The 22,260-nt window shown below is 47.3% G+C and carries 24 protein-coding genes and 2 pseudogenes; 22 read left to right on the top strand and 4 right to left on the bottom strand.

Annotation, left to right across the window (positions count from 1 at the left end):
* The first annotated feature begins 108 nt into the window (after positions 1–108).
* The 11 genes and pseudogenes from QU597_RS18280 to QU597_RS18230 all read left to right on the top strand — a co-directional run bounded on the left by QU597_RS18280 (position 109) and on the right by QU597_RS18230 (position 9,609).
* On the top strand, positions 109–1,194 hold the full coding sequence (locus QU597_RS18280) for a galactose ABC transporter substrate-binding protein (RefSeq protein ID WP_370656275.1): 1,086 nt from the start codon (positions 109–111) through the stop codon (positions 1,192–1,194).
* 148 nt (positions 1,195–1,342) lie between these two features.
* Complete coding sequence (locus QU597_RS18275) at positions 1,343–2,854, top strand: sugar ABC transporter ATP-binding protein (protein ID WP_206100783.1); 1,512 nt, start codon at positions 1,343–1,345, stop codon at positions 2,852–2,854.
* A 110-nt stretch (positions 2,855–2,964) separates the two neighbouring features.
* The gene (gene mglC / locus QU597_RS18270; protein WP_206100782.1) at positions 2,965–3,972 is read left to right on the top strand and encodes a galactose/methyl galactoside ABC transporter permease MglC; all 1,008 of its coding nucleotides are present in this window, start codon (positions 2,965–2,967) and stop codon (positions 3,970–3,972) included.
* A gap of 683 nt (positions 3,973–4,655) precedes the next feature.
* Positions 4,656–5,114, top strand: a complete 459-nt coding sequence (locus QU597_RS18265; protein ID WP_310829271.1) for a GNAT family N-acetyltransferase — start codon at positions 4,656–4,658, stop codon at positions 5,112–5,114.
* A 483-nt stretch (positions 5,115–5,597) separates the two neighbouring features.
* A pseudogene (locus tag QU597_RS18260) lies at positions 5,598–5,780 on the top strand (YiaA/YiaB family inner membrane protein); the annotation flags it as partial.
* Positions 5,772–6,074 carry a YiaA/YiaB family inner membrane protein gene (locus tag QU597_RS18255; RefSeq protein ID WP_370656274.1) on the top strand — a complete coding sequence of 101 codons (303 nt, stop codon included), beginning with the start codon at positions 5,772–5,774 and terminating at the stop codon, positions 6,072–6,074. The pseudogene QU597_RS18260 and the gene QU597_RS18255, both read left to right, overlap by 9 nt.
* 114 nt (positions 6,075–6,188) lie before the next feature.
* The gene (locus QU597_RS18250) at positions 6,189–6,848 is read left to right on the top strand and encodes a suppressor of fused domain protein (protein ID WP_310829270.1); all 660 of its coding nucleotides are present in this window, start codon (positions 6,189–6,191) and stop codon (positions 6,846–6,848) included.
* 26 nt (positions 6,849–6,874) lie between these two features.
* Positions 6,875–7,417, top strand: a complete 543-nt coding sequence (locus tag QU597_RS18245) for a leucine-rich repeat domain-containing protein (RefSeq protein WP_310829269.1) — start codon at positions 6,875–6,877, stop codon at positions 7,415–7,417.
* Between the two features lie 30 nt (positions 7,418–7,447).
* The gene (locus QU597_RS18240) at positions 7,448–7,636 is read left to right on the top strand and encodes a leucine-rich repeat domain-containing protein (protein WP_310829268.1); all 189 of its coding nucleotides are present in this window, start codon (positions 7,448–7,450) and stop codon (positions 7,634–7,636) included.
* Positions 7,637–7,688: 52 nt separating this feature from the next.
* Positions 7,689–8,138 carry an SRPBCC family protein gene (locus QU597_RS18235; protein WP_310829267.1) on the top strand — a complete coding sequence of 150 codons (450 nt, stop codon included), beginning with the start codon at positions 7,689–7,691 and terminating at the stop codon, positions 8,136–8,138.
* Between the two features lie 232 nt (positions 8,139–8,370).
* Positions 8,371–9,609, top strand: coding sequence for an ATP-binding protein (locus tag QU597_RS18230; protein WP_310829266.1), 1,239 nt, complete (start codon positions 8,371–8,373; stop codon positions 9,607–9,609).
* A 500-nt stretch (positions 9,610–10,109) separates the two neighbouring features.
* Here the strand turns inward: QU597_RS18230 and QU597_RS18225 are convergent, their stop codons facing one another.
* Complete coding sequence (locus QU597_RS18225; protein ID WP_310829265.1) at positions 10,110–10,523, bottom strand: VOC family protein; 414 nt, start codon at positions 10,521–10,523, stop codon at positions 10,110–10,112.
* A 102-nt stretch (positions 10,524–10,625) separates the two neighbouring features.
* Between QU597_RS18225 and QU597_RS18220 the strand changes: the two are divergent.
* The 6 genes and pseudogenes from QU597_RS18220 to QU597_RS18195 all read left to right on the top strand — a co-directional run.
* Positions 10,626–10,778, top strand: a pseudogene (locus QU597_RS18220) (VOC family protein); the annotation flags it as partial.
* Positions 10,779–10,922: 144 nt separating this feature from the next.
* Positions 10,923–11,231, top strand: a complete 309-nt coding sequence (locus tag QU597_RS18215; RefSeq protein WP_310833353.1) for a PadR family transcriptional regulator — start codon at positions 10,923–10,925, stop codon at positions 11,229–11,231.
* On the top strand, positions 11,228–11,575 hold the full coding sequence (locus QU597_RS18210; RefSeq protein WP_310829264.1) for a DUF1048 domain-containing protein: 348 nt from the start codon (positions 11,228–11,230) through the stop codon (positions 11,573–11,575). The genes QU597_RS18215 and QU597_RS18210 overlap by 4 nt, the downstream gene beginning before the upstream one ends.
* 13 nt (positions 11,576–11,588) lie before the next feature.
* Positions 11,589–11,939 (top strand): DUF1048 domain-containing protein, encoded by a 351-nt coding sequence (locus QU597_RS18205; RefSeq protein WP_310829262.1) that lies wholly within the window; start codon positions 11,589–11,591, stop codon positions 11,937–11,939.
* A 14-nt stretch (positions 11,940–11,953) separates the two neighbouring features.
* On the top strand, positions 11,954–12,712 hold the full coding sequence (locus QU597_RS18200) for an ABC transporter ATP-binding protein (RefSeq protein WP_310829261.1): 759 nt from the start codon (positions 11,954–11,956) through the stop codon (positions 12,710–12,712).
* Positions 12,712–13,482 (top strand): ABC transporter permease, encoded by a 771-nt coding sequence (locus tag QU597_RS18195; protein ID WP_310829260.1) that lies wholly within the window; start codon positions 12,712–12,714, stop codon positions 13,480–13,482. The genes QU597_RS18200 and QU597_RS18195 overlap by 1 nt, the downstream gene beginning before the upstream one ends.
* Before the next feature lie 128 nt (positions 13,483–13,610).
* On the opposite strand, the gene QU597_RS18190 is transcribed toward QU597_RS18195, so the two are convergent.
* Entirely contained in the window at positions 13,611–14,189 is a 579-nt protein-coding gene (locus QU597_RS18190; protein ID WP_310829259.1) for a hypothetical protein, read from the bottom strand.
* Between the two features lie 225 nt (positions 14,190–14,414).
* Positions 14,415–14,585, bottom strand: coding sequence for a hypothetical protein (locus QU597_RS18185; protein ID WP_310829258.1), 171 nt, complete (start codon positions 14,583–14,585; stop codon positions 14,415–14,417).
* Positions 14,586–14,670: 85 nt separating this feature from the next.
* On the opposite strand from QU597_RS18185, the gene QU597_RS18180 reads away from it, so the two are divergent.
* Both QU597_RS18180 and QU597_RS18175 read left to right on the top strand, forming a co-directional pair.
* Positions 14,671–16,632 (top strand): WG repeat-containing protein, encoded by a 1,962-nt coding sequence (locus QU597_RS18180; protein WP_310829257.1) that lies wholly within the window; start codon positions 14,671–14,673, stop codon positions 16,630–16,632.
* 286 nt (positions 16,633–16,918) lie between these two features.
* Positions 16,919–17,743: a CAP domain-containing protein gene (locus QU597_RS18175; protein ID WP_310829256.1), complete on the top strand. Its 825-nt coding sequence runs from the start codon at positions 16,919–16,921 to the stop codon at positions 17,741–17,743.
* Between the two features lie 129 nt (positions 17,744–17,872).
* Here the strand turns inward: QU597_RS18175 and QU597_RS18170 are convergent, their stop codons facing one another.
* Positions 17,873–18,853, bottom strand: coding sequence for a zinc dependent phospholipase C family protein (locus QU597_RS18170; RefSeq protein ID WP_310829255.1), 981 nt, complete (start codon positions 18,851–18,853; stop codon positions 17,873–17,875).
* 392 nt (positions 18,854–19,245) lie between these two features.
* On the opposite strand from QU597_RS18170, the gene QU597_RS18165 reads away from it, so the two are divergent.
* The 3 genes from QU597_RS18165 to QU597_RS18155 are packed head-to-tail and all read left to right on the top strand — an operon-like array spanning position 19,246 to position 22,206.
* The gene (locus tag QU597_RS18165) at positions 19,246–20,190 is read left to right on the top strand and encodes a GDSL-type esterase/lipase family protein (RefSeq protein WP_310829254.1); all 945 of its coding nucleotides are present in this window, start codon (positions 19,246–19,248) and stop codon (positions 20,188–20,190) included.
* Between the two features lie 53 nt (positions 20,191–20,243).
* A complete protein-coding gene (locus QU597_RS18160) occupies positions 20,244–21,224 on the top strand; it encodes an ABC transporter ATP-binding protein (protein WP_236331490.1) in 981 nt (326 codons plus the stop codon).
* The gene (locus tag QU597_RS18155; RefSeq protein ID WP_054941281.1) at positions 21,217–22,206 is read left to right on the top strand and encodes an ABC transporter permease; all 990 of its coding nucleotides are present in this window, start codon (positions 21,217–21,219) and stop codon (positions 22,204–22,206) included. The genes QU597_RS18160 and QU597_RS18155 overlap by 8 nt, the downstream gene beginning before the upstream one ends.
* The last annotated feature ends 54 nt before the right edge of the window (positions 22,207–22,260 follow it).

Raw genomic sequence — 22,260 nt, 5'->3', positions numbered from 1 at the left:
AAGAGAGTAGTATTTTGTATTCGCAACCGTTTTCATCTGGGGCATAATAAGGATGTACCTGAGACACGGTGCACAATAAAAAAAGAAACATCACCAGGAGGTCATTTAATAATGAAAAAACTCACTTCCGTTTTACTTGCTAGTGCATTACTCGGTGCTGCTTTGGCAGGCTGCGGTGGCAATAACAACAATGCTGAAAATACAGCAACGAATGCTCCAGCCGGCAACGCGGCAACAAACACAGCAAACTCCGGCAGTACCGAAACTCCAAAAGTCGGTGTAGCCATTTACAAATTTGATGATACCTTCATGACAGGCGTTCGTAACGCTATCGATGCTGCAGCTAAGGGAATTGCAACAGTAGATATCGTAGACAGCCAAAACTCACAGCCTACACAGAATGACAAGGTTGACCTGTTTGTTACTAAAAAATACGACGGCATGCTGATCAACCCGGTTGACCGTACAGCTGCAGGCGTTATCATTGACAAAGCAAAAGCTGCTGACATTCCAGTTGTCTTCCTGAACCGCGAACCGCTTCCAGAAGATATGAAGAAATGGGATAAAGTTTACTATGTAGGCGCTAAAGCCGAAGAGTCCGGCACCATGTCCGGCCAGCTGATCGTTGACTACTGGAAAGCTCACCCTGAAGCTGATAAAAACGGCGACGGCGTGCTCCAATATGTAATGCTTAAAGGCGAGCCTGGACACCAGGATGCTGAGCTTCGCACAACTTACTCCATCCAAGCCATTGAAGATGCCGGCATCAAGGTTGAGAAATTGGCTGAAGATACTGCAATGTGGGACCGCGTAAAAGGACAGGAAAAAATGGCTGCATTCCTTGGATCCCATGGCGACAAGATCGAAGCTGTTCTGGCTAACAACGACGACATGGCACTCGGTGCAATTGAAGCACTGAAAGCACAAGGCTACTTCACTGGTGACAAATACATGCCGGTTGTAGGTGTTGACGCTACTGCACCAGCTGTTCAAGCGCTGCAAGACGGAACCATGCTCGGAACTGTACTGAACGATGCCAACAACCAAGGTAAAGCGGCAATCGTACTGGCATCCCTGCTGGCTAAAGGTGAAACTCCAACCAAAGAAAATGTTGGCTTTGATATCACTGACAACCAATATGTATGGATTTCCTACAAAAAGATCACTAAAGACAACGTAGCTGACGCTCAATAATCGTGTACACATTCACTAGGTTTGCTAAATAAATATAATGACCGGGGAGCGGGTGAAATCGCTCCCCGGAATTCCTTTCGGGTAGGGAACAGGATGGAACCGCTGTGCCTCTCATGGAAAAAGAAAAAAGCGTAGGGGGCGTAACAACATGGCTAATGCTGAGTTTTTGCTGGAAATGAACAATATTACTAAAGAATTCCCCGGCGTTAAGGCGCTGGACGGAGTAAGCCTCAAGGTTAGACCGGGTTCGGTTCATGCACTGATGGGCGAAAACGGGGCAGGGAAATCGACTTTAATGAAATGTCTCTTTGGAATTTATTCACCGGATGCCGGTGAGATTTTTCTGGATGGCGAGAAGGCCACCATTACCAATTCCAATGATGCCCTCGGGCATGGAATATCGATGATCCATCAGGAGCTGCATCCGGTACCTTTCCGGAGCGTGATGGAGAATATCTGGCTAGGACGTTTTCCGACCAGAGGAATCGGGCCGATTCAATTTATTGACCACAAAAAAATGTATGCGGATACGGAAAGTCTGTTCAAGGATCTGGATATCGATCTGAATCCTGAAACCTTGGTAGGCAAGCTGTCCGTGTCAAAAATCCAATCCATTGAAATCGCGAAGGCAGTTTCTTTTCATTCCCGCGTAATTGTAATGGATGAGCCGACCTCTTCCCTGACAAGCGTGGAAGTAGAGCATTTATTCCGGATTATCCGGGATCTGCAAAAAAGAGGCGTAGCTATTATCTATATATCCCATAAAATGGAAGAAATTCTCGAAATCTCTGATGAAGTAACAATCATGCGTGACGGTAAAAAAATCGGTACCTGGCCGTCTGCTGAACTGACGACGGACCTGATTATCTCCAGAATGGTTGGACGCGATCTGACGAACCGTTTCCCGGAGCGCACCAATGTTCCTGGCGAGGTGTATCTGAAGGTAGAAGGACTGACTTCTCCGGAGCCAAGATCCTTTAAGGATGTGTCCTTTAATCTCCGTCGGGGTGAAATTCTCGGGATCGGCGGTCTCGTAGGTGCACAGCGGACTGAAGTTATTGAAGCATTATTCGGTCTGCGGGCAATTAAGTCGGGCAGCATCTCCATTGACGGCAAGAAAGTAAATATCAATTCACCGCAGGACGCCAAAAAGCACGGGCTGGCTCTTCTGACCGAAGAACGCCGTGTAACGGGTATCTTCCCGGTATTATCTGTTCATGAGAATGGTGCAATTGCCAATCTGGACCGTTATCAGAAGCCTTATTTCCTGCTTGACGGCAAGAAGAAGAAAACAGAAGTCGATAAAATGATCGAAAAGCTCCGTACAAAGACACCAACGACTAAGGTCCAGATCATGAATCTCTCCGGCGGTAACCAGCAGAAGGTGCTGCTCGCCAGATGGCTGCTGACTGAGCCTGAAATTCTCCTGCTAGATGAACCTACCCGCGGGATTGATGTCGGCGCAAAGTTTGAGATTTATTCAATCATTGCCGACTTGGCGAAGCAGGGCAAGAGTATCATCATGATCTCTTCCGAAATGCCGGAGCTGCTGGGCATGTCTGACCGGGTAATGGTTATGTCCGAAGGACGGCTTACAGGAATATTAGAAGGCGACCAGGCTACGGAAACCGAAGTTATGCGTCTCGCCGCACAGCATTAGGATAGGAGTAACACAAAGACCGGCGAAGACAGTTTTGCATTCCGCAAAGCTGGTTCAACTCACGAAAGAGACGATAAACTTCGCGTAACACTTAAGGAGGAACACTACTCATGAACGTTAAAAAAGCTCAATCCTTTGTGACCCAAAACGCTATCTACATTGTACTTGTAATTCTCATAATGGGGATTATCGTATACGAACCAAGCTTTATGTCGATTAACACTTTGCGTGACGTTCTGATTCAATCTTCAACACGCGTCATTATTGCCCTGGGGGTTGCTTTCATCCTCATTACAGCAGGTACAGACTTGTCGGCAGGCCGCGTGGTCGGCTTCACCGCAGTTATCTCTGCATCGATGCTGCAAATTCCGGATTATTCCCGCCGTTTCTTCCCGGATCTTCCGCAAGTGCATGTCCTGCTTCCAATTGCTATCGCAATCGTGGCCGGTCTCCTCTGCGGATTAGTCAACGGTATCATTGTCTCCAAGCTTAATGTACCTCCGTTCATTGCCACTCTGGGCACAATGCTCATCGTATACGGTGTGAACTCCCTATACTTCGATATGGATCCAAACCAATCGCAGCCTATCGGCGGACTTCGTGAGGACTTCACCAAAATCGGCTCCGGCTTTATCGGCAGCGGCCAATATTCCATACCGTACATTGTCATTATAGCGATAGTCGTCGCGGCAATTGTCTGGGTACTGTTCAATAAAACCAAGCTCGGCAAAAACATGTACGCCATCGGCGGTAACATGCAGGCTGCCAAGGTTTCCGGTATCAACGTTTCCAAGAACCTGATCTACATCTACGCTATCGCTGGTGCCCTTTACGGTCTGGCTGGTGTGCTTGAAGCAGCTAGAACAGGCGGCGCTACCAACAACTATGGTAACATGTACGAGCTTGACGCCATCGCGGCTTGCGTAGTCGGCGGCGTATCCACTACAGGCGGTATCGGTACGGTTCCGGGCGTTCTCGTCGGTGTAATCATCTTCACCCTCATTAACTACGGTTTGACCTTTATCGGTATCAGCCCTTACTATCAATTGATCATCAAAGGCCTCATCATCATCGCGGCTGTATCGTTTGATATGCGGAAATATTCGTCGAAAAAATAGGGCTCGGTGACCGGGTGTAACTACGGGAAAGGTTTGGGCTTCCGGCCGCTGTTATGTTTCGATTTCCTGATTAAACCGCTGATCGCGGTAGAAATCCAAACATAAAGGCGGACGCTAACGCTCCTCCAGCTCCAAACTTTCCCTCCGTTACGCCCATCACCTCGCCAAGGTGGGGTAAGGCAGAAAGAAGCGTTTGCTAATACAGCAAACGCTTCTTTTGTTATTTCGATTGCTGCGCTCCGAAACTAACCTACACCAAAACCAATATTCGGGTCATTAGCCATATAATAAGCATAAGGAGATGTCTCAGAATTAGATTATAGAGGGAAAAGTTCCATCTAACATAATCGTTTTTGGCGGAAATTGGATTATAGATGGAAAAAGTCCCTCTAATTTCCCGGAAAACACTGTTTTTGGGCTATGTCGGAGGAATTAGAGGGAGGAAATCCCACTAGCGGCTTTCACAATCCGCACAAAGAGAATTTAGTGGGAGTAAATCCCGCTGCTGCGCTCGTCTCATCTATGAATGCGTACAATCACCTATCAGCCAATGTTCCAATCGGCATCCACCTATATATTTTAACTACAACCAAGATTTAGTTTTCTATTCCCCCTAAAATGTGTAAAAATATACAATGCAGGTTTCTTATTACCTATGAATTGATTGCAGAAAGGACGGTCCAATGCCAGATATTCAATCCCTAAAAGAGTGTCCTAACCGTCAAAATGAGCTAGCTGAATATGTCAGAGAACAATGGCCAAAAGTACAAAATGTAGTACTTCCCGTTATTCAAGAGAGTATCATCACCTCAAAAGACGGATTGCCGCTGACATTTCTGCTGTTGAAACATGGTGTGTTAATCGGATTCTATCAGCTGATTGAACAGGAGTATGTAACCCGGAAGGATCTGTCGCCTTGGATTTCGCCCTTGTTTATTGACCGGAATGAGCGGGGGAATGCACTTGGTTCGTTATTGCTGGAGCATGCCAGAAAAACCGCTGGACAATTGGGATATGAAAAGGTTTATTTGACAACCGACCATATCCTTTTTTATGAGAAGTACGGATTCCGGGAAATAGGGCTGGACAACTTCGAATGGGGACGGCCCACCAAGATATATGAACATGATTCAATAAAATAAAATCAATAGGTTGCGATGATGAAGCGAAAAACAAGGAATATTAGTGTAGGCGGGACGGCATATATATGTTATTAATCATGCGTATAAGGAGCACACAAGTAAAATTTCTCTAAAGGTATCTTTACGGGACTCTAGAAATTTGACGTGTACCTTTCAGTTTTGCACATGGGATGATCTTATTTTGGGTAGCCCGCTATTAGTAGGTGTTGATTTGAACAATAAAAAAACAACATTACAGAAAAGTATATTCTTCATTATCCAAGAGCCATTAGAGATTTCATAGTATATGGTCTGGAAAATGGCTGGACAGGTGACAACGTTATAGTGTTCTAAGACGGGCTAGTTAATCCAAAATCCACTCATACTGCAAGCTCGCCATTATTTGTCATGAAAAAGTACTTTATGGTAGAATTTTACCGGGATTTCACGGTATAGTGGAGAAGGAAGAATGCCATTCAACTTTGCACTGGGGGAGGAACATTTTTGAATCAACATTATCGCAAGCGTAATACCACTGCATTCACATTGGCATCATATTTTGCTCTGGCTGCAGGTCTGTTCTTATTCTGTCTGGGGGTATACAACGACACATGGGAACTGAATGTGAAGGGGTATTATCTGCTCTGTATGGTCTTAATTACGATTAGCTGCATCGTGATGCAGAAGGTTGTGCGGGACAATACGGAAGATAGAGAAATCCGTCTGGAAAACCCCAAACACAGGATGAGGAATACATCAGCTTTCACTGGTATGGCTATCGCCGGGTTAGTTATCGGGTATGCGATGTTCTTTATTGGTCTTTACAATGCTCCGTTTCAATTAAACGTGAAGGGATATTACATAGCTGTTATTCTGTTAATTTCGTATAGCGCTATTGGCGTTCAGAAAGTGACCAGGGATAACGCAGAAGACAAAGATATTCTTGCCGAGCTGGAATCCAAAAGAGATTACCAGGGCTAAGAGGATGGACATAATGTGAATTTGTTCTGGACTGCTGCATCATTTGATAATGAAGAGGTCATCTCTCGATGGCCTTTTTTAATTATGGGATGTACACAAGGAGGAGAAAGGCAGATGACACTGGACGAATATAAAGCGCGGGCGGCGGAAGAGGATGATTGGGCACCTGGCTGGGATGCGATTGATCAAGTATTTGATAAGCTATATCCGGGTCAAACCCCATCGCATTATGGGACTGAGATTCACAAGCGTGCTATTTTTGGCGGGGATGAGTATTTGGATGGTTATAGCATTTATCAGTCTCCGAATGGTTATAAACATGTACTGACCTATGGCATGACCGAGCTCTACGTTAATGAAGAAGCATTTGGCGGAGAATGGAGCGGCTGGGGATATGAAATGACCCTCAAATTAACCGAGGAGAAGGCCGAGGACTGTATATGGGCAATTAATATGCTGTCCAATCTGGCAAGGTACACCTACACTCAGCAAAGAATATTTGAGCCTTATCAATTTATTGCCGGGAATGGACAATCCATTCATATCGGCGCCCAATCCGCGATAACTGCGCTACTGGCAGTAAAGGATACAGAAGCTGGCGGGATAGATACGATCCATGGAAGGGTGGATTTTATCCAGCTCGTTGGGATCACTCAGCGTGAATTGGAAGTGTTGAAGGACGACAGCAGTCAGGCTGAACGTTTAGTGGCGAATATGAAGCAGGACAATCCCTATTTGATCACGGATATGAACCGGACTATATCTTACCTATGAATCTATTCATCTAAAAGGAGAATCTTATGTCTACCAGGCTAAGTAAACGTTTTATCTCGTTTTCGTTAGTTGTTTTATTACTACCTGCCACGGCGGTTTGGGCCGCTTCCGTGATTACGGACCCGGTATTGGCGAAAGCCATCCGGACGGAATTGAAGCTGCCGGCGAAAAAGGAGCTGAAGGCAGCTGATCTGCAGAAGCTGAAATCTCTATATCCCCAGGAGTCCAGTTCTAAAATTACCAGTGTACAAGGTCTCGAATATGCTGTGAACCTGCAGAGCCTGTTTCTGCCGAATCAAAAAATAAAGTCGATTAGACCCTTGAGCAAGCTGAAAAAGCTAACGTTTCTGGCGTTAGAAGGAAATCAGCTTACCGATCTTTCACCGGTTGCAGGGTTAAACTCGCTAACGACTCTGACATTGGAAGGTAACCAGATTAAAAGTCTGGTTCCGCTAAAAAATCTGAATAAGCTGACTTCTCTTCTGGCCAGCAAGAATCAGGTGGAAGATCTAAATCCCGTTCAGAATTTGAAGCTAGAATGGCTTTTTCTGGGCGGCAATAAAATTTAAGATCTGACGCCGTTAAAGAATCATCCGACCTTGGAGTATCTCTTTCTGGAAGATAACCTCATCCGTGATATTGAAGTGCTCGAAACGATACCAAATCTGCAGGAAGTCTCGTTGTCGAATAACCCGCTGGGTGAGCAGGCGGAGCAGGTTATTCAGCATCTAGAGGACAACGGCGTTATAGTAGAATGGGAAAATAACGGCGATTCGCAGTCTGAATAGCTTCAAATTCATTCTTGATAATTTAGGAAAAATACTCTGAGGGGGCAACGATATGACTGGAATCGCAGGGAACAATGAGGTAGTAAACTCACGGCAGTTCGATTATCCGCTTGAGCGGGTCTTTGCAGCTTGGACAACCCCGGAGCAGCTCGCGCGCTGGTGGGGGCCGAAGGGTTTCACCAATACGTTTCACGAATTCGACTTAAGGCCGGGAGGCCAGTGGCGGTTTGTCATGCATGGACCGGATGGCAAGGACTATCCCAATCACAGTGAGTTTGTGGAGATCGTACCGCATGAGCGCATCGTCATCCGTCATCTGAACGCTCCCGAGTTTGAGGCTACAGCCACTTTTGAACAATCAGACGGCAAGACAACCCTGATTTTTCGTCAAGTGTTTAAGAAACCGGATGTAGTGGAGCAAGCCAGGACGTTTTTGCTTGAGGCCAATGAACAGAATTTCGACCGGCTGAATGATCTGCTTGCAGAGTTAAGTATTAAATAACAAATTGGGGTAGTACAAAATGATCTCCATTTTCACGATCCGGTGGAAATGGAGCTTTTTTTATACTCAAATACGTATCGAACTTGTAAAAAGTGATGTGTAATTGCAGGAAATTTTATATAATCATATAACATAGCAGGATAGTATAACGTTTGGTTGTAGTATGGAATTGTTTATGCTTCCTTAGAATTAGGAACATCCATAGTAGCACAAGCTGAGAGGAAGTTAACTTTTGTTTGAAACATTACTTTTGAATTTTCTGTTTCTATTATTTCCGGTCTTAATTGTTGTGATTTTCTTCGAAAATAGAGCAAACCGCTATAATCAAAAACTCCTTGTACTCATGTCCGCCGTTACCATGGTTCTATGCATGGCCAAGCCCATCAAGCTGGAAATGGGGTACATTTACGATCTCCGGTATATTCCGTTCATTCTTGTGGCTCTCTTTGGCGGATATAAGAATGTACTTCTGTTGTATGTACTATTAAATATGACCCGCTTCTATGTTGGTGGGCCCGGGACTATTCCATCCTTCCTGTTCTCAACGGCTGTGCTGCTGCTGGTGCCGTTCTTGAGCAAATGGTTCATCAAGCTAAGCGCGAGGCGCCGGATCTCGTGGGCAACTATCCTGGCCATGATAACGATGGGGGTTTATCTGATCGTCCTTGGGATGATGAAAGGTACACTGGATGATCAATTCTGGACCCTTACCGTGTATGCCTTAACGACACATGCGGTTGTGATGAGTATTATTATGATTCTAATAGAGCAGATCATCACCAATATTAAGAACCGGGACCGGGTACTGCAATCAGAGCGTCTGAACGTCGTTAGTGAGCTGGCGGCAAGTGTGTCACATGAAATGAGGAATCCGCTCACGGTGACCAGCGGCTTTCTGCAGCTGTTAAACAAATCCAAGACCATCACGCCCGAGGAAAAAAGGTATGTGGAGTTTTCATTGCTGGAACTGAACCGTGCGGAGAAGATCATCAGTGATTATCTTTCTTTTGCCAAGCCGCAGTCCGACAACATGGTCTTCTCTAATATGAAAGCAGAAGCAGAGTATACCATGAACATCATCAAGCCCTTCGCAACTACCCACAAAGTAGAGGTCCATTTCAGTTTCAGCAATACGCTGAATAAAAGCTACGACAAGAATCAAATTCAGCAAGGCCTGATTAATCTTTACAAAAACGGGATTGAGGCCATGAAAGATAAAGGCGGAGGGATCCTCACGATTCATTTCTCGGAAAAGAAGCAGGACATCGTGATCACGATCCGCGACACGGGAATTGGTATGACTAAGGAAGAAATCTCGCGCCTCGGCAAGCCGTATTATTCGACCAAGGAAGAAGGAACAGGCCTGGGTATGCTTATGGCTTACAGCGCTATCGATAAGGTAAAAGGGAATATAGAGGTGGAGAGCGAGAAAGGCAAGGGTACAACCTTCCGGATCACGATTCCTACCTGAGTCGGATCGAGGAAGCGAAGCATACGTCGATCTGAACCGGATTTGCCATAGAGACCTGGAAATAACTATAAGCCAAGTAGGAATACCAAGCAGAGCGGTAGTTCTCCTTTAATTTGGAGGACCACTGCTCTGTTTTTTTTGGAACTGGCTTCCTGCGAGAATGTAACATTAACGAAATTCCCAATTGAACTACATTTCTATACTACGGCATAGTGTTTCCATAAGTGGTATCATCAACTTCACGGAGGCGATCAGGAGTTTTATGATTAAAACAAAATGTTTATGTAGAGAGAAAACCGAAGAATGGACCATTGATCAGAGTATTTCTGTTTGGTACGTAATACGCAACTGCAGCAGCTGCAACTACTATTGGGAAAATGGGGAACTACGGAGCTCCTAGATTTTCAACGTTCAATAAAAAAATATTGTGTAAGAATTTTACTGAGAATTATGCTTATAACCACGCAGTATATTAAGCCAATTTTGCCTACACCTTAAATTTATTCCTCATGCCCTCTACTTCCAATCTCAAGCAAATTACCTTCAGGATCCGCAACATAAAAATTTCGTATACCAAATGGATACGTTACAGGTTCACCTGTAAATGAGTTTACTCCAAGTGTCATTAATCGCTCGTATTCTCTGTCAACATCAGAAAATTTTGGAAGCCAAAGGCCAATTTCCATTGTCAGGTTAATTCCCTTCGGCGGGTAATAGGACTCGCCTACAGCTTCTGCAAAAGCTTTTCGATCATACATAAATAATGATAAAGGACCACTGTTTGTTTTAAACTCAGCAAATAATCCACCGTCCCAGTCGGTCTCAAATTCCATGATGTTTCTATAAAACGAAACCATCTTTCCGATATCTTGAACCAAAAGACCTACACCGACATTAACATTCATACCCTTCATAAACTTTTCCTCCAGTAATCATGTTTTTTATTTATCATAACACGCTAAAAATGACAACAGTATGTCCTGTTCAAAATATCAATAATCTGTTTGCATGACCCGGAGGCCGGATCACGGTTTCAGTTTACAATCCGGGTAGAGGATGTAGACGCTGAGATTAATGAGCTGGCGAAAAGCGGAGTGGAGCTGCTGAATGGCCCATTGAACCGACCATGGGGAGTACGAACAGCTGCCTTCGCGGATCCGGCGGCCTGAACCGTAAGAAAAAAATAATCCGTGTATAGGCAAATGCTATTGACTAACCAGCTACTACGTGTTACTTTGTAGTAGTAGTAAGTAATACTTCATACCAGTCATACAGAATAGCGAAGGGTGATTGTATTGGAAAACATAACAGAAATGCTCAAAGGCGTGCTCGAGGGAAGTGTACTTGAAATAATCAGCCGCAAAGAAACCTATGGTTACGAAATCACGCGGCAGCTGAACGCTCTCGGCTTCACAGATGTTGTAGAAGGAACTGTATACACCATTCTGATCCGGCTTGAAAAAAACAAACTGGTGGAGATCACCAAAAAGCCGTCCGACATCGGACCGCCGCGAAAGTTTTTTGCAATCAATGACGCAGGACTTGCCGAGCTGCAAAGATTCTGGGAAAAGTGGGAGTTCGTATCATCAAAAATTAGCGAGTTAAAGGAGAAGAGATCATGAACTTTTGGGAAAAAATCACCGGCAGCGACATGACTAAAGAATTTAAAGCTTTTGAATCACGAGCCAAAAAACTGCCGGCAGATTATCAAGCGGCATGGGAAGAAGTTAAAGCCAATCTTTGGACGCACTCAGATTTCACCGGCCGCAACCTCATGCCCATTCTTGACGGTGTGCTTGGCCTGCTGGAAGAAACGGCGGCAGACGGTCAGGGTGTAGAGGAGGTTTTGGGTGAGGATATCAAAGGATTCTGCTCCGCGCTCGCCGGCGAAGAAGGGGCAAAATCCTATCGTGACAAGTGGCGCGAGCAACTCAACCATAATATCACCAAAAAATTAGGTAAATAGGAGGACGGTAAAAATGAGAATACGGGACATCATTGAAGGCAAAAAAGAGTGGCGGGCGCACGTGGCGCGTGTCAAAGCGCTCCCGCAGGATTATCAGATTGTCTATAAAGAGATTCAAAAATATCTGTTTAAAGTCGGTCCTGTTGAACTAACGGAGGGAACGGGTTTGCTATCGGGAATTATTGATCTGTTTGAAGAGGGCGCGGCCTTGGGAAGAGGCGTGCTTGAAGTAACCGGAAGTGACGTAGCGGCTTTCTGCGACGATCTGATCAAAGACTCCAAGACTTACGCTGATATCTATCAGGAATCTGTTAACCAAGAAGTGAACAAGGCCATCAAAAAGGCTACGGATAAAACAAAGTAAAGGGGGAATATCGGATGGAAAAAGCAATCCAAGTGAAAGGTCTGCGAAAATCCTTCAAGAACACAGAAGTCTTAAAGGGTGTAGATTTTGATGTGAAACGGGGTGAGATTTTCGCCCTGCTTGGCTCCAACGGCGCGGGTAAGACAACGATTGTCCGAATCCTCAGCACGCTGCTTAAACCGGACAGCGGAACTCTCACCGTTAATGGATTCGATATTGCCTCAAAGCCAGATCTCGTCCGGCAATCAATTAGTCTAACCGGGCAATTTGCGGCGGTGGATGAGATTTTGACCGGGCGGGAAAATCTGATCATGATTGCCAAGCTGCGGCATCTGGATCAACCGCGTCAAGTTGCTGACGATTTGCTGAAACGTTTTGGCTTAACCGAGGCAGCCGACCGTAAACCATCTACTTACTCGGGCGGTATGCGCCGCAGGCTCGATATCGCATTGAGCCTTGTGGGAAAACCGCAGGTCATATTTCTTGATGAGCCAACCACCGGGCTTGACCCCGAGGCACGTATCGAGGTTTGGAAGATTGTAAAGGAGCTGTCTGGCAGCGGCACGACGGTATTCCTGACCACTCAGTATTTAGAGGAAGCTGAGCAGCTTGCCGACCGAATTGCCATTCTGCATGAGGGCAGGATTATCGCTGGCGGCACGCTCGCGGAGCTGAAAAAGCTGTTTCCGGCCGCAAAGGTAGAGTATGTTGAAAAACAGCCGACACTCGAGGAAATATTCCTCGCGATCATTGGTAACAAGGAGGCCATCTAATGGAAGCTGCAAAAAAATATTTTATCAGCGACTTGAGAGTGATGCTCGGACGTTCTATGCGCCATATTTTCCGGAGTATGGACACCATCTTCACGGTCTGCGTCACTCCGATTGCTATGATGCTGCTGTTCGTCTATGTGTTTGGCGGCGCCATCCAATCCGGCACGGATAATTATGTGAACTATCTGTTGCCGGGCATACTGCTTATGGCTATTGCCAGCGGGGTGGCTTACGTGGCATACCGTCTGTTTTTGGATAAGCAACGGGGCATTATGGAGCGGTTCCACTCCATGCCGATTGCGCGTTCCACGGTGCTGTGGGGGCATGTACTGACCTCAGTGGTGTCCAACGTCATTTCTGTTGCCGTCATCATTCTCGTAGCGCTCCTTATGGGCTTTCGCTCCTCGGCCGGGGTACTGTCCTGGCTTGCCGTAGCAGGTATACTAGTGCTGTTTACACTGGCTTTGACTTGGATCGCGGCCATTGCCGGACTGTCTGCAAAAACGGTGGAGGGAGCAAGCGCCTTTTCCTATCCGCTGATCTTCCTGCCGTTCATCAGCTCAGCCTTTGTACCGACCGACTCGATGCCGAAGGCCGTACGCGTGTTTGCTGATAACCAGCCGGTGACCTCAATCGTGGAGGCGATACGTGCGCTGCTCTCCGGTCAGCCGGTGGGCAATGATATATGGGTTGCTTTGGCCTGGTGCTTAGGGATAATGATTGTCGCTTATCTATTTGCAGTGCGCGCGTACAAACGGAATGCAGCTTAAAATTTGCAGAAATTAGCTTTAAACAAAATCATTAAGTAATGGGAAAAAATATAACCAGGGATCAGACTATCACGGTAGCTGTTCCCTTTTTCATTGAGTCAGTTGTCAATTTAGACCAAAGGTTTACATTACAATAAACACTTTATAACTCTGCTTAAGGCAGTATTCCAAGGTCTTGATTCAATTAATTCTATCCCCTTCTGTTTACAGGTATCTGCTATCCAATCTCCATATGAAATACTTACTTCAGCTCTGAAATGTTGTAATTCGCCACCTTCTCTTGATAAATAATTCTGCAATATTTGGCTTTTGTCTGATTCATGTACAAATATTGATTTTACCTCTGGGTTATCGAAAGATAATGTAAATTTGGGATGGATAAAATCTCCTTCAATAATAATAGGCAATTTATCCTCAATATGCCTGTTTGCGAGTTCTTTTAAGACAGGGGATATTTCATTGCTTACATCAATCAACCAATTTACATTGCCGTCAACTCCAATGTCCTTCCAGTCTACTCCAGAAGCCCAATAATGAATTGCCGGAAAATGTTTCTTTGTTGTAACTGTTTTTACTGATAGGTGAACATCATCTACTTCCAATACATTCACACCATAAAATCGAGCAATTTCATAAGCAATACTTGATTTACCTATTCCTGATGCTCCGCCAATAAATAAAACGGTCCAGTTTCTATCATTATTCATTTTTCCAGCCCCAACATCGAGTATTTAGTAATGTAGTTCGACATTATTTAATTTTCACCTCTTGTACCACTGTCAAAAAAGGAATCAGCTATTTAGAAAGAGCAAAGCGCAGCAGCCCTTGACCCACCCGGCCACACCCTTCACAAGGGTGTTTTTGTGCTGCACTTAAGCCGTTCATCAAAGATAAGGGGAAGTGACGGAGCGGATTTTGGAACTGTAGGAGCGTTAGCGTCCGCCTGAAAGCTTTCCGCAGGAAAGCTCGCTTCGGAAGCAATACTGTCTTCGGATTTCACCCGCTGCCAGCGGTACAAATTGAAGAAATCCGAAGACAACAGCGGCCGGAAGTCCAAATATCCGCGCAGGCCCGGTCATACCCTCATCTCGTTCTTTGACCACCTTTGACCACCTTAGGCACATAAACACCCTTTCACCCTCCATCTCATATTCTATAGGCAAAAGCCTTTGTAAGGGAGCGACTGGAATGCTGAGGATTAAGCTGAATGAGCTGGCAAAAGGAATGGATAGCGGCCCGCTGCAGGCGGAAGTGTGGAAGTGGGACGGGATCGGGTGGAACGAAGCGGTTGCCCAGCAGGAAGAGGATTTCATCCGTGCAGATGATGATCTGTTCGTCACGATCCCCGCAGAGGAGGGATTATACCGTATAGACTACTCCATAAAACCGCTGGAGCCACTATACCTCCTGACGGAATGGGAAGGAAGCGGACTGCGGGCAGAAGTGCTCCATCCGGCGCCTTTTAAGCTAAAGGAAGGGACGCTGTGGGGATACATCAACAACGAAGGGCGGACGGTGATTGAACCGAGGTATGATTATGCCGAGGATTTTCAGGATAACGGTCTGGCCATCGTTCAGCGCAGGGACAGCAGCGGTCTGATTGACAGCAGCGGACGCGAGAGGGTAAAACCGGTCTATTCGTTTATCGCTCCGTTTGCGGAAGGCCTGGCGGTCGTTTCGGATGCAAAGGGCTACACCTTCATTGATGAAAAAGGTAAAGAGGTAACTTCTGCGCGGTATGACTATCTGAATTCGCTGCATGAAGGCAGGGCGCTTTTCTCTAAACAGAGCACAACAGGGAATTCAAGGTACGGGTACCTGAATGCGCAGGGCAAGGAAGTGCTGCCCCCGGTGTATCTGGATGCGGGCGATTTCATGAACGGTACAGCACTCGTCAAAGTCAGCGAAGGAGAATATGCGCTAATAGATCCTGAGGGTAATGTACTGCATACGTACAAACATCCTTTTGTCGGCTATCCGGGGGATGGACTGCTGGCTTATCAGGAGACGGAGAACGGTAAATACGGGTATCTCAATCTGGACGGCAGTGTCGCGATCAAACCGCAATTTACAGCTGCGTTGCCCTTTTCCGAGGGGAGAGCGGTCATTAACACAGCGGAGGATTACGGCAATGCCTATGGTTTAATCGATAAGCAGGGCAAGCAGATTGTTCCGGCCACCTATTATGAAGTGCTGCAGCTCGGTGAAAACCGGGTCGCTCTGGGAACTCCGGTCTATGCAGACCAGCCGTACCGCGGGTCCCGCTATGTCATTGCCGATGCCGGAACCGGCAGAATTCTCAGCAATCATCCCCTGCTCGGGGTGAACAATTATCAGCACGGGCTGGCCTCTGTTTATGATGCTAAAGACACCTATTTTATCGACAAAAGCGGCAAAAAAGCATCGCAGCCACCCGTCATTGCCGGAGCAGGCACACTCTCCTTCAACGGCAGCCTGATCCGCGCAGATATTGATCAGCGGACAGCCTATTACGACCGCAAGGGCAAGCAGGTGTGGCGTCAAAATGGGGTTATCCCGCTCAGACCGCCTTACTCCGTGCTGGAGAAGAAATATAAACCAAACCGGGACTATCTGGTTTATTATCCGGTAATAGAGGGGATTGCCAGCACAGAAGTATCCAGAGCCGTTAATGACAAGCTGCGCAGCCTTTCCCTTGCCGAGGGGGTGGGAAGCGGAGGGCCGGCGCAGGATTTCAGCTACACGGGTGATTTTGCCGTAGAATTTTTCCGCAAAAATCTGCTCGTGCTTGAGCTCAGCGGTTATAACTTCCCGTTTGGCGCTGCACACGGCATGCCTACACGGAATTATGTGCATATCAATCTGCGCAGCGGCAGGTTTTATACGCTCAGCGACTTATTCAAGCCGGGCAGCAAATATGTGGAGAAGCTCAGCGAGATTGTCGGCAAGCAGATCGCTACTGACCCGCAGTATTCCTACGTTTTCCCGGATACGTACAAAGGAATTACGGCGGATCAGCCTTTTTATGTGGATGAAGCTGCGCTGTATCTGTATTTTGCACCTTATGAAATCGCACCCTACGCCGCGGGATTCCCAACCTTCCGAATTCCATATGCTGAGATTATGGGCCTGATCTCCACTGAAGGAGACTTCTGGCAGTCTTTTCATTAAGTGAAATAGGCTGCTGAGCCGATAAATACAATAAGAAGCTTGAATGACAAGAAGACTGCCGTTCCTGAATAGGGCGGACAGTCTTCTTAACCATGTGCAGATGTATAGGTGTTCTCTCTTAGCTGGACAAGACTTCCTAGAGTCTAGTGATGGAAAAACTTAGAGGCGCACAATTAAAAGGATTTATGCTACAATGACTGAGGAACAGATTACAACTTTGTAATATTTGCCGCCAACACTCTTGGCATCACAGCAAATCCAACAACCAGAACAAGGAGATGGCAGAATGAAGAGCAAGACTGTAAGAGCAATGATAGGTGGTAGCGTAGCAGCTGTTATGGCGCTGAGCATTTCTCTACCATTACAAGCGGATGCTGCAACCAGCAACGCAGTTGAAGGAACAACAACGAGCTTTGCCCAATTCATGCAAAATTTCACTCAATATAGCAATAAGGCATTTTCTTTTAACGGTACGACAGTAACGGTATTTAAATTCAAACCGGTAGTTATACCTCAGAAGACCACGACACCTGCAGCAACAGCAAAACCAGTGGCAACACCAGCACCTGTAGCTACACCAGCACCGACAGCAACGGCGAAACCAGCGACACCAGTACCGACAGCAACGGCGAAACCAGTAGCAACACCCGCACCGACAGCAACGGCGAAACCAGTAGCAACACCCGCACCGACAGCGAAACCAGCGGCAACAGCAGCTCCGGCTGCAGCAGTAAGCACTCAAGCTACGTATGTGAAGCAGATTGTGGACCTTGTGAACAAAGAACGTGCCGCGGCCGGATTGTCTCCGGTAAGTGCGCTGGACAGCCTGAATAAGGTGGCAGCTGCTAAGGCAACAGATATGCGTACTAATAATTATTTCTCCCATACTTCACCTACGTACGGTTCACCTTTTGATATGATGGCGACTTTCGGTATTACGTACCGGGCAGCAGGCGAGAACATTGCCATGGGCCAGAAATCACCTCAGGAGGTAATGACTGCCTGGATGAACAGTGAAGGTCACCGTGCCAACATTTTAAGCGCGAACTTCAACTACATTGGTGTGGGTTATGACAATAACTACTGGGTACAGGAATTCATCGGCAAATAAGCAATACTAACTAAGTTGAGATACCAAAAGGGACTGTTCAGTTGGCCATGAGATGGCTGGCTGGAACAGTCCCTTTTTGGTTGGGCGGGTTGTTAATACGGCGGCTTCTAATGAATTCAGAAGAGTGGCTCAGGAGATAATTCCTGCCTCCCAGATCGGTTCGGCGTACAGATTTTTCAGCTTGCTGCTGCAATCCTTACCTGTGTCATACGAGCGGTCGCCCAGCACCTCTTTGAACTTCTCCAGTGCCCGGGAGGCATCGGCCGGTACTGAACTGTTTAGCCACGAGCCGAGCGCCCGCAGTACCGTCCGTCCTTCTGCCAGCGCTTCCTCCCACAGCTCCCAGACGCTTTCGGTCCGCACCTCCGAGTAGAGCGCCGAATGACGCCATTGGCCATGTTTTTCATTCAAGTAATCGAGCTTCTCCTCGGCAGGGGACAGCTGCTGTGAGAAAAGACGGCGGGCTTTGCCCCATAGGAGCGATTTCTTCCAGCCCCTCGGATCGTACAGGCATTTATGCGCCAAGAGCATGTCGAGATAGGCCTCATGCCACATTTCAGCAGGCAGTTTTTTCGTGTCAGGATACCATACAGCTGCAGTTTCGTGAAGAATGGTGTGAATTGGGAGAGGCAGATGGGAGCCGACATTGATTTTTTTCCAGACCGAATGCCGCCAGGTATCAATCCCTTTCAGCCGCTTCATGAACACCGTATCAAGAACGATCTCGAAACGCTGATGGTCACGGTGCTTGTAGCCTGCTTTCCAATTGATATAAGGATGAAGATTACGGTCCAGCAGATGGTGGGTGAGGAAGCCCAGGAAATATTGCTGCACATTCTTCAGGTCGGCAGAGGGCAGGGATATGGCCCGTTTCCAGAATTCAATCAGCACAGGGCCGCAGTTCTCTGTATGCATAAGATCGCCGAGCCGAAGCGCACGGTTCTCTTTTTTCCAGGGCAGAAAGCTGTGATACAGCAGAAAATCCGGTCCTTGGCAGCCTAGCTGGTACAGCTCAGGACAGGTCTCCACATCCTCCAGAAAAGGAAACTCATTCTTGAATTCCTCCGCAAGCTGCTTACCGTACTCCAGATGCATCCAAATATTAGGCATCTCCTCACCCCTCCTGAATCGTAGTTTCCTCCAGCATACAGGCTATATATTAAAAGAAAGTGAAACGCGCTATAGCGGATTGTAATTCCCGGTAAATATAGAGCAACTGTGCTCTGTTTTCCTTCTTCTTTAGGGTACTCCTCACTCTAATCTTTTTCAATAATTCTGCGTTAGAGGAGGGCACTTTTTCGTGCGTGTATAGGCTGCTCCTATTCTTTGCATATTAGCATTTATTCGTAACGCCGCAAGCTCGCCTGCGGGAGGAATCCGCGCATGCAGGAAGGCGTCACGTGTATTTGCAAAATGCTTATAGAAGAATTATGTTTAATTACATAGTTAAGAAGTTTGTAAAATGTGGAACAATGGAGAATAGAACGTACGGAGGGATAGCTTTGAAGGATTCCAAATGGACCTGGCGAAGTGTGAGCCTGATTTCCATAGCAGCAACAATAATATTGATTGTGGGATTTGTTTCTGCAGTAGGCGATATTCTTAACCCGCAGGGAGAAGCTCTGTCAACCGCTTTACCTCAAGAGACAGCAGTTCCTGCTGCGGCAGCCGGAGATTCGATGAGGATTCTCGCGCTGGGTGATTCACTTGCCAAGGGAACGGGTGACAACGACGGAAGCGGCTTTGTTAAGCGCACGCTGGACGGTTTGTCGGCTGACGGAGGATCTGCCGAGCTGCTTGGCAATATGGGGATTAACGGACTGACAACGGCCGGACTGCAAACCAAGCTTAAGGAAGAGGGCGTCCGTTACGCCCTGCGGCAGGCCAATATTATTCTGGTTTCCATTGGCGGCAATGATCTGTTCCGCGGCTCGGATATTCTGGGAGATGCGACTGAAGGCCAGGGAGCGGCAACACCAGGCCCGTCTCCATCGGCAGCCGCTGAGAAGCAGGATGCTGCAGGCTCAATCCAAGCTACAGGAACCATTGACGGGAAGAACCGCGCTCTGGTTACTTCCACACCTAAGCCGAGTGAAGATGAGTTAACGCCGGAATCGCTGCTGGCTGCCTTGCCGGATGCCGCGAAGCGGCTGGGTGAGATTCTGCAGACGATTTCTGAGATTAATCCGCAGGCGCAAATTTTTTATGTGGGGCTGTACAATCCCTTCGGAGATATTAAGGACCTGCTTGTGCCCGGGAATCAGGCGGTAACAGCCTGGAATAATGCCGCGATGGATATTATCAATACGCACAGTAATATGACCCTTGTTCCAACCTTTGATTTATTCAACCGCCATTTGGACAAGTATCTCTCGGGCGATCATTTTCACCCGAACGGCGACGGCTATCAGCGGATCAGTGAACGGATTATACAAGCTGTTCGATAAGAGGATTAGAGGTTTTCAATGCAGAATTGAACGCAGGCAAGGAGTTGTTGGATATGACAAAAGAGACAGGCGGAGGCACCGGAAACGTTGTATTGTCCGTAGACGGGGTCCGCAAAAAAATAGGCCGTAAATGGATCATCGACGATGTTACCTTTGACGTGAAGCAGGGGGAAATCTTTGGTTTCCTGGGTCCGAACGGCGCCGGAAAAACGACCACCATCCGGATGCTCGTGGATCTGATCCGCCCTACTGAGGGAACCATCACCGTCTGCGGCTACAATGTCAACCGTGATCCCGAAAAGGCACTCCAATACGTTGGCTGTATCGTAGAGAACCCGGAAGTGTACACCTATTTAACCGGGTGGGAAAATCTGCAGCACTTTGCCCGGATGCAGCCTGGAGTAGGTACGGACCGGATTGCCGAGGTGGTGGAGATTGTCCGGCTGGATCAGCGCATCCATGATAAGGTAAGCACCTATTCGCTGGGCATGCGGCAGCGGCTCGGCATTGCCCAGGCGCTGCTGGGACGCCCGCGGCTGCTCATTCTGGATGAACCAACAAACGGGCTGGATCCCAAAGGCATCAAGGAGCTGCGCGAATTTATCCGGGAGCTGGCTGAAGGCGGCCTTGCCGTATTCGTGTCCAGCCATTTGCTCAGTGAGATTCAGCTGCTGTGCGACCGCGTCGCAATCATCAGCAAAGGGCGGGTCCTGGCTGTCGGCGGAGTAAATGAACTTGTTGCCCGTAACTCCCCTTATGTGCTCTGGGATTTGGAGCCGCTTGAGACTGCGAGAGGCATTCTGGAAGAACGCTCGGATATCCGGCTGCTCCGGCTGGACGAGGTTACGCTGGACGACTCCATTATTGCCGGTATGGGCGAGGGCTCTTTGATCACAGCTATGGAGGATGACTTGATACCGGAGATTGTGGCTGTCATGGTTACAGCTCAGGTGGAAGTTAGAGCCGTGCATAAAATTAACCCCACACTGGAACAGCTATTCTTGAAGCTAACGGAAGGTGAATCTATTGACTAATCTGCTTCCGCTCATCCGTAATGAGTGTACGAAAATTATAAAAAAGAAACGGTTCTATGTTATACTGCTGATTCTGCTTGTACTCGTGCCAATGTTTACATATGCGCAAATGCGGATAGCTGAACGCAGCCGGGACAAGTTTAATTCGGACTGGAGGCTGGAGGTTCAGCAGCAGATCACCGATAATCAGAACTCGCTCGGCAGTGACCGTATTCCAGAGGAGTGGAAGTCGTACCGGCGGATTTTTGTCCAGCAGCTGCAGTTTTATCTGGATCATGATGTGAATCCGAATGAGCCGAGCGGAGTGACGTTTACCCGTGAATTCCTGGATAATTCCGTCTCTTTATTCATTCCGCTGCTGATTATGGCTGTCGCCTCAGATCTTGTATCCGGGGAACGGACCACGGGCACAATCAAAATGCTGCTTACCCGGCCTGTCAAACGCTGGAAGGTCCTGTTTAGCAAGCTGGTGGCGCTGCTCATGTTTGTTTCCCTGATTGTGCTTTCGGTGTTTGTGATCAGCTACCTGATATCAGGGCTCGCCTTCGGATATAAGGGCTTTAGTATCCCTGTTTTTACCGGATTCCAGCTTAGTGGAGATACGGTGGACATGACGACCGTTCACTCAGTGCCGCAGTGGAAATATCTATTGATGCAGGGCGGACTGATCTGGTTCGTCAGTGTAGTTGTTGCTGTCTTGGCCTTTATGGTGTCGGTTCTGGTGCGCAGCACGGCGGCGAGTATTGTCGTAATGATGGCGGCGCTGATTGCCGGAACCATACTCACCAATATGGCCGCGGCCTGGACGACAGCGAAATATTTGTTCATGGTTAATCTGGGGCTGACGGGATATTTGGCCGGCACGCCGGCGCCAATTGAGGGAATGACGCTGTCATTTTCCATGGCTGTTTTGGGCGTTTGGGGGATCGCAGCCATAATCATTTCATTCGCCGTCTTTACGAAACGGGATATTTTGAATTAGAATGTACAAAGTGAACGAAAACGTTTGTTTGCATTTCAGAGTAAGTGAGACAAA

Origin of the sequence: Paenibacillus pedocola, assembly GCF_031599675.1 — a bacterium.
GTDB lineage: Bacteria > Bacillota > Bacilli > Paenibacillales > Paenibacillaceae > Paenibacillus_AQ > Paenibacillus_AQ pedocola.
Note: the sequence above shows the minus strand (reverse complement) of the source record. Positions and strands in the feature narration are given on the sequence as shown.

What these genes read in the sequence shown, in the direction of transcription:
- QU597_RS18210 (WP_310829264.1), top strand. Translation starts at nt 11,228, where the DNA reads ATGAACTTTTGGGAAAAAATCACCGGCAGCGACATGACTAAAGAATTT.
- mglC (WP_206100782.1), top strand. Translation starts at nt 2,965, where the DNA reads ATGAACGTTAAAAAAGCTCAATCCTTTGTGACCCAAAACGCTATCTAC.
- QU597_RS18180 (WP_310829257.1), top strand. Translation starts at nt 14,671, where the DNA reads ATGCTGAGGATTAAGCTGAATGAGCTGGCAAAAGGAATGGATAGCGGC.
- QU597_RS18255 (WP_370656274.1), top strand. Translation starts at nt 5,772, where the DNA reads ATGCAGAAGGTTGTGCGGGACAATACGGAAGATAGAGAAATCCGTCTG.
- QU597_RS18275 (WP_206100783.1), top strand. Translation starts at nt 1,343, where the DNA reads ATGGCTAATGCTGAGTTTTTGCTGGAAATGAACAATATTACTAAAGAA.
- QU597_RS18190 (WP_310829259.1), bottom strand. Translation starts at nt 14,189, where the DNA reads ATGAATAATGATAGAAACTGGACCGTTTTATTTATTGGCGGAGCATCA.
- QU597_RS18195 (WP_310829260.1), top strand. Translation starts at nt 12,712, where the DNA reads ATGGAAGCTGCAAAAAAATATTTTATCAGCGACTTGAGAGTGATGCTC.
- QU597_RS18170 (WP_310829255.1), bottom strand. Translation starts at nt 18,853, where the DNA reads ATGCCTAATATTTGGATGCATCTGGAGTACGGTAAGCAGCTTGCGGAG.
- QU597_RS18200 (WP_310829261.1), top strand. Translation starts at nt 11,954, where the DNA reads ATGGAAAAAGCAATCCAAGTGAAAGGTCTGCGAAAATCCTTCAAGAAC.
- QU597_RS18205 (WP_310829262.1), top strand. Translation starts at nt 11,589, where the DNA reads ATGAGAATACGGGACATCATTGAAGGCAAAAAAGAGTGGCGGGCGCAC.
- QU597_RS18235 (WP_310829267.1), top strand. Translation starts at nt 7,689, where the DNA reads ATGACTGGAATCGCAGGGAACAATGAGGTAGTAAACTCACGGCAGTTC.
- QU597_RS18160 (WP_236331490.1), top strand. Translation starts at nt 20,244, where the DNA reads ATGACAAAAGAGACAGGCGGAGGCACCGGAAACGTTGTATTGTCCGTA.
- QU597_RS18245 (WP_310829269.1), top strand. Translation starts at nt 6,875, where the DNA reads ATGTCTACCAGGCTAAGTAAACGTTTTATCTCGTTTTCGTTAGTTGTT.
- QU597_RS18215 (WP_310833353.1), top strand. Translation starts at nt 10,923, where the DNA reads ATGCTCAAAGGCGTGCTCGAGGGAAGTGTACTTGAAATAATCAGCCGC.
- QU597_RS18225 (WP_310829265.1), bottom strand. Translation starts at nt 10,523, where the DNA reads ATGAAGGGTATGAATGTTAATGTCGGTGTAGGTCTTTTGGTTCAAGAT.
- QU597_RS18265 (WP_310829271.1), top strand. Translation starts at nt 4,656, where the DNA reads ATGCCAGATATTCAATCCCTAAAAGAGTGTCCTAACCGTCAAAATGAG.
- QU597_RS18250 (WP_310829270.1), top strand. Translation starts at nt 6,189, where the DNA reads ATGACACTGGACGAATATAAAGCGCGGGCGGCGGAAGAGGATGATTGG.
- QU597_RS18175 (WP_310829256.1), top strand. Translation starts at nt 16,919, where the DNA reads ATGAAGAGCAAGACTGTAAGAGCAATGATAGGTGGTAGCGTAGCAGCT.